Here is a 12940-nt window from a genome sequence, read left to right as displayed (position 1 = left end):
GTCCTCTATCGTATAATGAAGCGGCTTTTACGAATGTTTTTCTATAAGATGAATTTGAAAATATCCGATTCTGTTATATCTAACATCCTCGTTTTTTCTTTACATGTTCGAGAAGATTCAACTTTGATCTCTTACTATATAAACTCCTATGAAATACGATCCCTTATTTTTATTTCCTTCCAGAATATATTTCTCCATCTCCTAGTTAAATACCGTCCAAGGTTTATGCAGGGTTTTTCAATAAATAAATACCCCAATGAAGATAGTAAAAAAGAAAGAGAAAAGGAAAGAAACACTATTAATATGGTAGGTAGTTTATCATAAAATAAATACATAACTGAGAATAAAGAAACAAGATGATATAAATAAAGACTATAAGAAATCTTTCCAAGAAAAACAAATACTTTTCTTCTTAATAACGCACTAAATGTCCATGAAGAGATACTCATAATCATTACCATACAAACCCCAAATGAGACAACGTAGTTTCTCAATACATAATTGTTCAAAAAATCCACTTCGCCAATTATTCCTTCGTACATAAAACAAATAATTGCAATTAGCAGTAATGCAATTTTTATCATTTTATTCATATTTAAAACATAATGGAAAATAAAATAACGATACTTCGCTAATAGAGCTCCCATAAAAAAAAGAGTGATGTAGTGAAAACTTAAAAAACTACTAGTTATGCTTCCACTAGGATTAAACAAATACAAACCCATAGTCGAAGAAAAACTTAGAACAATAAACCATAATAAGGAATATTTGAGCCTTTTGCGTATAAAAAAGAAAGTCAGAAATGGAAATATAATCGAAATTCTCATTTCATGAACAAGAGACCATATAACATTGTTATATGCGTCTGTGTTATACTCACCGATAAAAACAAGATGTTGTAATAATAAAGCTGGTGTATCTGCAGTGGTCCATGATTTACTAAACCAATCACTAATAAATGGCATATCATTACGACTAAAAAGCATTTTAGCAATAATAGAAATGCTGATTGCTACTAAATATGGTATATAAATTCGGCAAATCCGTTTTATTATGTATGTATCATAATGAAATTTCTCATTATTAATAGATAAATACAAAACAAAACCACTCAATACAAAAAAGAGAATAACAGATTCGTTGCCGCTACTAAAAAAAAGACGTAAAGGAGTTTCCTTGAATAAATAAATTATGAAGGGACTGTTTAACTCATACTGATAATTTTCATACGCAGGCAATAGCATCATATGATGCCCGATTATTACAAGAAGTGCTGCTAATCCTCTTAGAGAGTCAAACTCCTCATATCTTTTCATCATATTACACCTACTAAAAAGATTTTTATTAAAATACAAGGTGACTTCAATCTTGTTGTTTACAGAATTATAATGTTACTTATAGTTGCAGGAGAATAATGGAGTTCTAAAATGCGTTCTATATATACTCATTTCGCTTTGATACATACGAATACTAGCCACCCATTTCTACGGTGATATGGGGCGAAGGATTACGTTTGAAATCCTTCGTTTCAATTACGAGGAACAGCTAAACCTTACATTTCCCCATATTTTGTATCGATTATTCGTTGATAGCAGTCATTTCGACTATTCGCTACGTCTTCCTACTTAAGCGAAAGAAATTGGCAAATCTACTCTTTCTTTTAAGAATTGTGATACTTTTCTCTAGTTGCTTATATAAATGCGCTTTCATTCATTAAGGGGGGTACTCCTCTCTTAATTTGTTTAGTCGCAAACTTAAAAATCTCTTGTATTTTCCCTATTCACAAGACAAGTATATTTACACAAAATATTTTACGCTACCAAATATAACATGTATTGGTAAAAAATGAAAATACAGAATGATTATTCTTTAATAGGCAGCTAAAAAAGAATTCCATAAAGAATAAGGGATTCTTTTTTATTTCGAACATTCATTTAATCCACGCTAAAAAGGTAAACATGGAAAAGCAAAAGTTTCTTAGCTATCGCATTCTATTCCTATATTAATTCAAATGGATTTATAAATATTCTTTCTGCACTATTACATACTGAAAGTAAAGGTAGAAATCTTAAAGTATTAAAATCTATTTCCTTATTATGTTCATGTAGTGAGCAGAATTATAAGGAAATGGATTCTACATATTTTCAAATAAAGTGAAACTTTAATCAGTGGGGGTTTTCTTCACCCCCACTGATTATTAGCCCGACCAATCGGGCTTTTACGGGCAGGATCCCCCACCTATCTTCTTTGCTTTTGCTGAATTTTGAGGTGGGGGTCTTACTGCCCTAAAATAGCGGGATAAACAGAGAAAATTTTTGAGGTAAGAGTATTATTTCTTATAAATAGCGAGGTAAATTGAGTTGATGCATTATATATATGTGATCAAGTATTACACATATCTCACCTAGCTGTTAAGATATCAAGCCTATATCACGGTATACTTTTCACGATATTGTCTAGGAGTCATGTTACATATTTTTTTGAAAACTCTTGTGAAATAACTTTGATCATAAAAGTTAAGCCAAGCACAAATATCTGATAATGGATATGTAGTTAATGTTAATAGTTTTTTTGCTTCTTCTACTCGTTCCCTTTGAATATATTCACTTAAAGGAATTCCTACTTCTTTTTTAAACAATTTAGATAAATAAGTAGGATTAATGTCAAGTAGCGTAGCGAGATTATTGAGAGATATTTCATGGTAAATGTTTTTTCTAATATGATTTAAACATGTAGTAATTGTATTCGAATATCTTTGAATACTATATTCTTTAACACGATCAGCAAAAGCACATAAAGCGTCCTCAATTAATCTATTGACCGAATACATGTTATCTAGTTGTTCAATGGTCTCCATATAGAGAGAACTAAGCGAAAAAGCAATTTCTGGCGGGAGATTCCCCTCTATTGCATAACGAGTAGCTAAAGTAATGGCCATTATTCCATTATTTTTTTGATTTCTTAGTTGATTTCTTTTTGATGAAATTGCAGCATCTTCTTGCGGAAATGCATATGCATATTTTATTAATTTTTCTTTGTCCCCTTCTTTAATGCTTGTGAAAATTTTCCGTTCCAATGATATATCGTAATGATCAGAATTATTTTGACGCCGGGCTGAAATATATAAATCAGGATTCGCAATTTCATAGGAGGTTTTCTCCAATAATTTATTTTCTCTCCAAACAGCACCTACATCTAACTTTTCTTTAAAAATTATGTAATGTAATAAAATTCCTATATCAATTAAAGTTATTTTTTTTATCACAGGTATGGAATGATAGTATTCAATTCCATCTTGTATTCTAACATTTCCCCCAAATTCATTCATAAGTCTAATGGCCATATCTTCTGATACCTTGGGATATGTAGAGGGTCCAATAACAAAGGTTCCTTTTATATATTCATGATCTACTATGTGAATAAAAACGAAATTTTCTAGATAACTGTTCCCTCTCATAAGCGGAAAATTATAGAGATCATTCTCTTGAAAAAGCTCACTAAGTTGTTCTTCCTGAGAAGAATAAAAAGGACTGCAAATATCATTAGAAGTAGATTTATATAAGATTTTTTCATCTGTAGATAAAAATTGAATAGATACTTGAAACGTTTTATATAAAATATCACACAAATATTGTATATCCATAGAATGATTCATTATATTCTCCTTTTAACTAGCTAAGATTATAAAGCTTCATATAAAAACCAAACATTTTAATTCATACATTTATGGATTTATAAATAAATTTGCGAAAAGTTAAATATACCCAAAAATTACTAGTATTTTCAATAAAATACAATTTATATCAAAATATTACCATAAATATTCAGAAAAAACACTTATTATTTAGATTTATAAGAACAATAGCATAATGATCAATTTCTTTATTTAAGTAGCCATTTGATTAATTTATTTGTTATGTACACCTTTTTTGTAGTCATAGAAATTTCAAAAAACACACTCACATATACCCCCTTGGCACTCTTAGCTTGATGACGATGTGGCTATACCCTACATAGTAAAAATTTAGGAAGAAGCATTCTGTTCAATTTTTGTTCAGATGCTAGGTTTATAATTTTTTCACCCTAGTATAAATGTTATAAGGACCTTTTCAAAATCAAAAGTGATAATTCCCATTCGGAAAATCACGCCAAAACTCTACTATTAAATTGAAAAAGTGGTGAACTAGATGAATGAAAAAGTAAAAATAAAAGAGTTTATGCAAGTTTTAAAAAGGCGATTCTTAATTATTATACTTACGACAATTTGTACTAGCGGGTTCATTATTATTTCATCCATGTACCTTATGAAACCGATTTATCAGTACTCCACCCAAGTTCTTGCTGGATCTTTAGGCGTAGAAAAAGAGGAAAATCCAGTAAATAGAGTACAAGATAACAAACAGCTAGCTCTTTCATATATGGATATCATAAAAAGCCCATATATCATGATAGGTGTAAAAGAAGAGTTAAAGCTAACTCGTTCAAGCTATGATTTGCTTAAACAGGTTTCCGTTACTAACAGAAATGATTCACAGATTATTACGATTTCAGTGAAAGACTCTAATCCACAATTAGCTAAAAAAATTGCACAATCCGTCGCAAAGCAATCCATATCTAAATTTAAAGACTATGCAAATGTAAACCGCCTTAATATTCTTAGTGATTCCGGGGTGACGGAAGAAGCCGAACTGCTTTTTCCAAAACCCAAATTCATTATAGCCATTTCAATCATAATTAGCTTTTTTGTCGGAATTGGCTTGGCAATTCTACGAGAACACTTTGATGATTCAACTTACAACAATCGAGAACTCGAACATCTTGGACTCCCATTATTAGGAAGAGTGAACTTAAATACCAAAAAAAGAAACAACAAGCAAAAAACAGCTTATAAAAGCTTATCTTCAATGAAACAAGGTGAACATAATGACCCTCAAATTTAAGAGGAAATATTTCTTTAATCCATACGATATCACCATCAAAGAACGATTTTATAGCATATGTAACCATATTGAACCGAACCTTCAAAAGGAAAAACCAATATTAATGATTACTTCACTTGCACAAACACAAAATATAACCAATGCTACTGCTTATTTGGCCCTAGCTTTTTCAGAACAACGAAAACGAGTGTTGGTAGTGGATGCGAATCTGCGTCAACCTTCTTTACATCATGTGTTTAATATCGATCATTCATTTGGCCTAACCACCTTACTCCTAAGAGAGCAAAATAAGGATACTACAATAAAAATAACGGATTATCTATCTTGTTTATCTACAGGTGAAGATCTTTATGAGCCAGTGGCATTGTTAACATTAGAGACCTTCCCAATCCTAATTGAGGAGTGGAAAGAGCATTTTGATATCATTCTGTTTCACACATCCGATTTCCTAAACACACCAGATGCACAAATCCTCGCAAAACATTGTGATGGGATTGTTTTAGTGATACAGGAAGGCCGTGATAAGTTAGATAAGATTACGAATGTAAAAAAACAACTAGAACATAGCAACCATGAAATAATCGGTACAGTCATTATTTCATAAAGGGGGGTAACTTTTGGACCCAAAAATAAAGATTGATAGACAGGTGGAAATACAAGTAAAACCTCTATCAACTTCATCCTACCTTCTTGTTAAACGACTTATAGATTTTGTTTTTTCGCTTTTCATGCTGTTACTTTTATCACCCATTTTAGTTCTTTTTTGCATCCTTATCCCAATCGAATCAACTGGTTCTCCCTTCTTTTATCAACGGCGTCTAGGAAAAAACGGAAAAGATTTCAAATTAATAAAGTTACGCTCCATGTTTTTAGATGCTGAAAAAAACGGTCCTCAGTGGGCAAGTAAAGAGGACCCTAGGGTTACAAGAATAGGTACGTTTATAAGAAAAACTAGAATTGATGAAATCCCTCAAGTTATTAACGTGTTAAAAGGAGATATGTCACTCATTGGCCCTAGACCTGAAAGAGAATATTTCTATAAAAGGTTTGATAAGTCATTGCCTAATTTTAAACATCGTTTACTTGTAACGCCTGGAATAACAGGATTGGCGCAAGTGAATGGTGGATATGATCTAACTCCCGAAGAAAAATTAGCATTCGACTTATACTATATCCAGCATAGATCATTCGCTATGGAAATCAAGATTTTATGTCGAACACTGGTCATTGTATTTACTGGAAATGGAGCTAGATAAATATTGAAGGGAAGAATAAAAAATGAAGAAAGTGCTAGTAACGAAGGGCTTCGGATTTATCGGATCCCATATTGTAGACAAATTAATTCATAATCATTATGAAGTGGCTGTGTATGATAACTTATCCACCTGATCCGTAAATAATGTTCATTCGAAAAGTATAGCTTTCTTTGATAACGTAGAAGATGAAAGATCATTAGAAAAAGCGATAGAGGCGTTTAAACCTGACTTTGTAGTTCACCAAGCTGCGCAAATTAGTGTACAAAATGTTTCCCCCATTTACCAACCTGCAAAAGACGGTGACGTCAAAGAAAGTTTGCTCTGCAATAAAAAGCGCATTCAAAAATTAGGCTGGCAACCTATATATGCATTGAAAAAAGGTCTTGCGAATACATATGATTATTACCTTAAGCAAAAAGACGCTATTTTACCTAGTGGAAAAGAACCTACATCTGTACTTAAGTGACTTTACAGTTGTGAATTGGGAGAGAAATAAGTGAATAAGAAAACAAACTCAATTATTAAAAATATATTCCACTTACTTTACAGCACGATTTTAGCTAATGTTTTAAATGCAAGTACGCTCATACTATTGGCAAATTACTTTAACTCAAAGAACTATGGAATATTTAGTGTAGCACTAGCTCTTTCCATGGTCATGCATTTTTTTACAGATTTAGGAGTCAGTAATACGTTCCTTCGAGAAGGAGCAAAAAAGGAAAACCCAGGCACTACATTTTTTTCTTATATAAAAGTTCGAGTAGTATGTTTACTTTTAACATTTGTTATTTTTTCTTTCGGTATCCACGTCTTTTATCATGAACAACAAATTCTTTATATGATGTATAGTTTAATGATTCCTTTAATCATCGGCCTAGTGCTGCAAAGCATAGGCATAACCTACTTTCAATTATCTGAAAGAATGCAATTTATTGCATCCATAAAAATCTTCTCAGCCATTGTATTAGTCACATTAACCATTTTGTGTATAAGCTTAAAAGTGGATATACATGTAACAGCTTTTTTATATGGTTTTTCTTATTTAGCTGGAGGCATTTACTGCCTGTATTTACTCAGAAAAAACATGGAATTTAAGTGGAAAGTCCCTTTTCAAAAAGAATTATTGATCAATATTAGCCCGTTCTTAATTAGTGGGTTATTTATTATATTAACTCCTCAACTAGGTCCATTAGTATTAGAAAAAACACTTCCCTTAGGGCTTGTTGGGCTCTTTGCAGTAGCTTACCGAATCCCCTCAGCTCTCTATCAAATACCAGGGGTTATTGCAGGCGCATTTTTCCCACTGTTATTTAAGCATCATAGTCATGGGGAGGTAAAGAAACATACAGAATTAAATATCCTGCAAATGAAATTCATGTCCTTGATTGGGATGTGTATGACAATAACTTTATTCTACTTATCCCCCTATCTGATCACGATTTTATTTGGAGATAAATGGGGATCTGCGGTTCAACCTTTAAAAATATTGTCCTTTATTATTGTCTTACAAGGATTTAACATCGCCATTGCTGATGGTCTCACAACAAGAGGAATGCAAAATCGCCGTACTATTGTTCAGTTTATAACCATCTCTATTGGCTTAGTGTCTTTTTATTATCTGAGTGTTACTTATGCAATAGCGGGGGCAGCTTTTTCTGTTTTAACGATGGAAATCGTATCATTTATTGGTTATATATTAGCTAATCCAATCAGAAAAACAGTATTAACCAAAGTCGTTATTCCATACGGATCCTACTTTTCGATAAGTTTTATCCTATTACACTACTTATTATATAAGTTTCCTTTTATAGCCATGTTCTCTACCATTATCTTAATGTCTACGATGGTTTTACTATTTGATCAAGCTACTCGGAACTTGATTAAAGATTTTATAAGAAAGAAAAAACAACAGAATATCAACCATTTAAAAGACGGGAGACAACGAGGGAATGGAAAGATTACAAATTAAAAGAAATACTTCTACCTTAGAAGTCTTTCTTTTGTTATTTTTTATTACACTTAGTAAATATAATTTGTCCATCGGTTTTTCATTAAAAATTTACATGATTTTTTTAGCCATTTTTTTCTGTATTTATTTTCGAGACTTTTACTTTCGTCCCCTTTATCATTATGAAATTTTATTGCTTTTATTTTATTTTACCTATTGTCTAAGTGGTGCTTTTTCACAGTATCCAGAATCAAGTATTCGCGTCATTCTAGGAGTAATCCTTGTCCTTATCTGCTATTTCATCATGAGATATATGCTGGAGCAAGCTTCAATTCGTGCTATTGAAGCTTCCATTGCAAATGTCGGGATACTATTTAACATGATTAGTTTGTTATTGTACATAATTGGACTACAAATAACCGGGGGATCCCCAACAGGCGTTGAGATTACTTCTTACGGATTATTATTAGATAGAGATTATCCAAGGTTAATTGGACTACTTGACGACCCAAACATCTTCATTTTTTATAATACATTGTTTTTTTCTTTTTATTTAACACACTTAAAAGGATTTAAAAACTCCTTTGGATTTATCTTATGTATAATTACCAACCTTCTTACCTTTTCTCGAGGCGGTATTGTTGCCCTAATACTCGTTATCATTTTGTATATAATATTAGCGGATTTTCTAAAAAAGGTAAAAATGATACTTGTTGCTCTGTTATGCCTAGTTGTAATCTACGCCGCATGTTCTTTTATTCAAATCGATTTGAATCAGATCATTTCCAGCCGTATCAATGATTTTTCTTCTGATAATGGAAGTGGTCGATTTGAATTATGGAAACAGGCGATTAACTATTTTATGTCCCATCCCCTTTTGGGAATCGGTGCCTTTAATTTCTCGGATTATTACGCATTTGAACATAATGAAAAACTATATGTCCATAATACATATCTAGAAATCTTAGTAGAGGCTGGAATTATTGGTTTTCTTTTTTACTTTTCTTTTTTATTACTGTTCATTATCAAGCTCTTTAGAACTAAATTGCATATTGAAAAACCCTTTATTATTCTTACACTTTTTGCTTTTTTATTGCAGATGGTATCCCTTTCTCTCATGATTAATGAAGCGCTTTTCTCCTTTTTAGCAATTACTTTAAAATATATTTCTGTATATGAAAGAAAAGAGGCTGATTTTTATGATATACACCAAAAAAGATAGCGAACCATTGGTTTCCGTTATAACCCCCTCGTATAACAGTTCTCCATTTATAAAAGAAACCATTGAATCTGTTCAGGACCAATCATATGCTAACTGGGAAATGATTATCGTTGATGATAAGTCGAAAGATGACTCCGTTCATGTCATCAAACAATATATAGAAAAAGACCCACGAATTAAACTTATTACTTTAACTCAAAACGCTGGTGCTGCTAGAGCTAGAAATATAGCATTAAAAGAAGCTCAAGGAGATTATATTGCCTTTTTAGACAGCGATGATCTCTGGTTACCTACCAAACTAGAAGAACAAGTCGCTTTTATGCAAAAAGATAATCTTGCTTTTTCTTTTACCTCTTATTCTTTAATTGACGAACAAGGAAATTCAATGAATATTAAAGTTAATGCACCGAAAGTTGTAGATTATAAATATCTGCTGGGAAATACGACGATTGGCTGTTTAACCGTGATGTTAGATAGGCATCAATTTAAACAAATTGAAATGCCCATTATCCAGCCTGAAGATACTGCCCTATGGTTAGCATTATTACGGCTAGGATATCAAGCCTATGGCTTACAAAAGATTTTATCTAAATATCGTATTGTAAGTAACTCTACTTCAAGGAATAAAGTAAAAGCTGCCTACCGATATTGGAAACTCTTACGAAACCAAGAAAAGTTAAACTTTGTAAAAACCAACTTTTATTTTAGTCAATATGCCTATCATGCATACAAGAAAAACAGAGGAGACCGACCTCCTTCTATGACCAGTGGGGGGAAATAAAAAATGAACAATATTCTACTATTAACCGATAAACTCATAACAGGTGGCGCTGAGATGTATTTTTGCAAATTAGAAAACCATCTCAAAGATGAAAATATGACGTTTTATTCAGCAGCTGCCACAGGTGAGTTGTATCATCAAATTCATAATAAGCATCATTTTATTCCTTTAAGTTTAAAAAATCATCCTGCTAACCTCTATACATTAAGTAAACAAGTGATGAAATTGGACATTGATGTTATCCATGCAAATAGTTTCAGAATGTTACTGTATTCTATCGTAATTAAAAAAATCACGAAAAAAAGAATTAAGCTCATTTATACAAAACATAATGTTACAATACTTGAAAAAAAGTTTCCCGCGCTATTTAAAAAAGTGTTAAATCAACATGTTAATCAAATTATCGCCGTGAGTAACTTCGAGAAAGAGAGATTACTGCAATTGGGTATAAGAAAAGACCTTATCCGAACGATTTACAATGGTGTTGATGTAAAACATTTTTCTTTTCAACAAATACAACCTAAAGAAACCCTCAATATCGGAATTTTAGCCCGATTATCAAAAGAGAAAAACCATGAACTTTTTTTAAAAATTGCAAATGAGTTAAAAGATGTACGTAACGTAATGTTTTATATTGCTGGAGATGGACCTGAACGGGACTTTATTGAAAAAATGATTCGTGATTTCAAGTTAAATCATAAGGTGACGCTTTTAGGTAATATATCTAATCCATATGAATTTATTTGCAATATGGACCTGCTGCTTCTAACGTCCCTAAGAGAAGTGTTTCCAATGGTAGTCCTTGAAGCAATGGCTTCTGGAACGCCTATTATTTCTGTAGATGTTGGCGGTATCCAAGAAGCCATTATAGATGATGAAACCGGAATTCTCATTTCCCATCATTCTGAAAAAGAATTTGCAAAGAAAATCCAGTTACTTCATGACAATCAAGACTTAAGAAAATGTTTAGGAAAAGCGGCAAGAGAAAAAGTAGAAAAATCCTTTTCCCTCTCAAACATGATTCATTCTACGCTTGAAACCTATCAATATTAAAAAACAAACGAGGGCATCGTTTGTTTTTTTCTTTTATACATGTGCATTTTTTTAAACATACATATTATATAATATCCCACTATATAAGGAGTGTTATAAGTTGACAGAACCTCTTAATTTTGCTGAAGACTGCCAAAATCAAAGTGTTGTTAATATTGATTGTTTTGGTGCCAGTCCAGATTTACTCGATAATTCCCAAGCTATTCAAGAAGCCATTAATTATTGCGCGGCCAACAATTATTCCAAAGTTGTTATCACCGGGAAGAAACAATATACTATATCCTCTCCTATTGTTATTAAGTCAAATGTACATCTTGAAATGGATCCCACTGTGACATTAATCGTCAAAGGGAATTTCCAAGTGTTTGAACTTCAAAAAAACACTTTAATCTCTGGTGGTTCCATTGAAATCGTGGATAATAGCTTTAACTCATCCGTTCTTTATCTTTCTGGTGCCCAACAAATAGAAATTCCTAATCATACTTCTATATCAAATATCAATATTATAAACCGTACAACAACTTACCAAGGTATCGCAATTCATTTATCCTGTAAAAAGGCATGGGATTTCATAAGTTTCTTTCAGGCATACTCAATCCAAATCACAAACTTTAATACGGCTATCTATTTAAAAACAGAAAAGCTTGCGGATATAAACAATCCTTGTTGGATTAATGCAAACTCCTTCCATTCTATTTTTATAGATGGTTGTCAGTATGGTATCGAGATTATAGGAAATAGTGCATTACCTTACGAAATTTCAGGGAACACCTTTACGGGAATCCAAGTTCAATGCCGGAAACAAACAAAAAAGGTAATCCGATGTTCAGGCGCCTATAATATGTTTGAAGGAGTGATATGGGACGTCTTTCGTATGGATGCTCCTCCACTCGTTATCGAATTCTCTTCCATTTCTCATCATAACCACCTATTCTCAAATCAAGTTTCCACATCTATTCTCGATCGTGGCCTATACAATCAATGTACCTCACCACATGAAGAATCCCTTCCTATATATCCTCCTCTTGCATTAGGAAAAGCACATCTAGTTGGGAATCAAGATGATATATTAGTAAATGCAAATATTCGCTACGCAGTGCGCCAACTTTCTGGAAAAGCCCCCTATGGAGGACATATTAATAATTGTTTTAACTTACTCGATGAGCAAAGTGTAAATTACGTGGATGTTCCTAGCAATCAGCCAATTGTAATCGAGTTAGATTTTTCTAAGCAGCCTATTAACATGCTTAATTGCATCGGTATCTATTTTGGATGGAATGAAAGCCCAAGTCGTATTTTAATTGAATATCAACAGAGCCTAAATGGACCATGGGAGGTGGCTAAAGATCTCCAGTTTAATGTCGGAGACACTGTGATTTCAGAAGTAAGGTCAGCTATGTTGTATAAAGTTAAACTAACACTAAGCGGATATACACAAGATCACAAACGTTTTCGGATAAATCGAATATTCGCAAAATCATCTTTACAGCATGGCTCCTCATGGTTGCCAACTACTGGTGGTACATTATATGGAGATTTAGAATTTCAAAAAGGGAATGCTGTGACGTTGACTTCTCCAAATGGAACAAAATGGAGATTGAGTATAAATGATCAAGGGCAAATTAGCACATCAAAACTATGAAAATAATACAAACTAAGATTCATTTACTTCCATTAATAAATATTAAAATACTCCCCTTCGATATCTTCAAATGTTAACGATTCAAAAAACTTTGCGTA

11 protein-coding genes are annotated in these 12940 nt (G+C 32.3%); 9 read left to right on the top strand and 2 right to left on the bottom strand.

The genetic code is table 11. From position 1 onward, the window contains the following. Window positions 1-146: 146 nt before the first annotated feature. Both BPMYX0001_RS04160 and BPMYX0001_RS04155 read right to left on the bottom strand, forming a co-directional pair. Window positions 147-1319, bottom strand: a complete 1173-nt coding sequence (locus BPMYX0001_RS04160) for an acyltransferase family protein (protein WP_006093729.1) — start codon at window positions 1317-1319, stop codon at window positions 147-149. A gap of 1106 nt (window positions 1320-2425) precedes the next feature. Beyond that, on the bottom strand, window positions 2426-3655 hold the full coding sequence (locus tag BPMYX0001_RS04155; protein WP_033798681.1) for a helix-turn-helix domain-containing protein: 1230 nt from the start codon (window positions 3653-3655) through the stop codon (window positions 2426-2428). 532 nt (window positions 3656-4187) lie between these two features. Here BPMYX0001_RS04155 and BPMYX0001_RS04150 point away from each other — a divergent pair. The 9 genes from BPMYX0001_RS04150 (at window position 4188) to BPMYX0001_RS04115 (ending at window position 12842) form a co-directional block, all read left to right on the top strand. Continuing rightward, window positions 4188-4940 (top strand): YveK family protein, encoded by a 753-nt coding sequence (locus BPMYX0001_RS04150; protein ID WP_006093727.1) that lies wholly within the window; start codon window positions 4188-4190, stop codon window positions 4938-4940. After that, window positions 4924-5544, top strand: coding sequence for a CpsD/CapB family tyrosine-protein kinase (locus BPMYX0001_RS04145; protein ID WP_033798680.1), 621 nt, complete (start codon window positions 4924-4926; stop codon window positions 5542-5544). The genes BPMYX0001_RS04150 and BPMYX0001_RS04145 overlap by 17 nt, the downstream gene beginning before the upstream one ends. Window positions 5545-5557: 13 nt before the next feature. After that, entirely contained in the window at window positions 5558-6196 is a 639-nt protein-coding gene (locus BPMYX0001_RS04140; RefSeq protein WP_078211901.1) for a sugar transferase, read from the top strand. A gap of 22 nt (window positions 6197-6218) precedes the next feature. Continuing rightward, the gene (locus tag BPMYX0001_RS33605) at window positions 6219-6329 is read left to right on the top strand and encodes an NAD-dependent epimerase/dehydratase family protein (protein WP_176134309.1); all 111 of its coding nucleotides are present in this window, start codon (window positions 6219-6221) and stop codon (window positions 6327-6329) included. Between the two features lie 363 nt (window positions 6330-6692). Next, window positions 6693-8165: an oligosaccharide flippase family protein gene (locus BPMYX0001_RS04135; RefSeq protein WP_006093723.1), complete on the top strand. Its 1473-nt coding sequence runs from the start codon at window positions 6693-6695 to the stop codon at window positions 8163-8165. Further along, window positions 8146-9366: an O-antigen ligase family protein gene (locus BPMYX0001_RS04130; protein WP_050774401.1), complete on the top strand. Its 1221-nt coding sequence runs from the start codon at window positions 8146-8148 to the stop codon at window positions 9364-9366. Before BPMYX0001_RS04135 ends, BPMYX0001_RS04130 begins: the two co-directional genes overlap by 20 nt. Next, complete coding sequence (locus tag BPMYX0001_RS04125) at window positions 9344-10147, top strand: glycosyltransferase family 2 protein (protein WP_033798679.1); 804 nt, start codon at window positions 9344-9346, stop codon at window positions 10145-10147. The genes BPMYX0001_RS04130 and BPMYX0001_RS04125 overlap by 23 nt, the downstream gene beginning before the upstream one ends. 3 nt (window positions 10148-10150) lie before the next feature. After that, window positions 10151-11200, top strand: a complete 1050-nt coding sequence (locus tag BPMYX0001_RS04120; protein WP_006093720.1) for a glycosyltransferase family 4 protein — start codon at window positions 10151-10153, stop codon at window positions 11198-11200. Window positions 11201-11300: 100 nt separating this feature from the next. After that, window positions 11301-12842, top strand: coding sequence for a glycoside hydrolase family protein (locus tag BPMYX0001_RS04115; protein ID WP_006093719.1), 1542 nt, complete (start codon window positions 11301-11303; stop codon window positions 12840-12842). Window positions 12843-12940 lie beyond the last annotated feature (98 nt).

This window comes from Bacillus pseudomycoides DSM 12442, from assembly GCF_000161455.1.
GTDB lineage: Bacteria > Bacillota > Bacilli > Bacillales > Bacillaceae_G > Bacillus_A > Bacillus_A pseudomycoides.
Note: the sequence above shows the minus strand (reverse complement) of the source record. Positions and strands in the feature narration are given on the sequence as shown.

Excerpts from the sequence above, each read along its gene's own strand:
- BPMYX0001_RS04160 (WP_006093729.1), bottom strand. The coding sequence starts at position 1,319 with ATGATGAAAAGATATGAGGAGTTTGACTCTCTAAGAGGATTAGCAGCA.
- BPMYX0001_RS04155 (WP_033798681.1), bottom strand. The coding sequence starts at position 3,655 with ATGAATCATTCTATGGATATACAATATTTGTGTGATATTTTATATAAA.
- BPMYX0001_RS04150 (WP_006093727.1), top strand. The coding sequence starts at position 4,188 with ATGAATGAAAAAGTAAAAATAAAAGAGTTTATGCAAGTTTTAAAAAGG.
- BPMYX0001_RS04145 (WP_033798680.1), top strand. The coding sequence starts at position 4,924 with ATGACCCTCAAATTTAAGAGGAAATATTTCTTTAATCCATACGATATC.
- BPMYX0001_RS33605 (WP_176134309.1), top strand. The coding sequence starts at position 6,219 with ATGAAGAAAGTGCTAGTAACGAAGGGCTTCGGATTTATCGGATCCCAT.
- BPMYX0001_RS04130 (WP_050774401.1), top strand. The coding sequence starts at position 8,146 with ATGGAAAGATTACAAATTAAAAGAAATACTTCTACCTTAGAAGTCTTT.
- BPMYX0001_RS04125 (WP_033798679.1), top strand. The coding sequence starts at position 9,344 with ATGATATACACCAAAAAAGATAGCGAACCATTGGTTTCCGTTATAACC.
- BPMYX0001_RS04120 (WP_006093720.1), top strand. The coding sequence starts at position 10,151 with ATGAACAATATTCTACTATTAACCGATAAACTCATAACAGGTGGCGCT.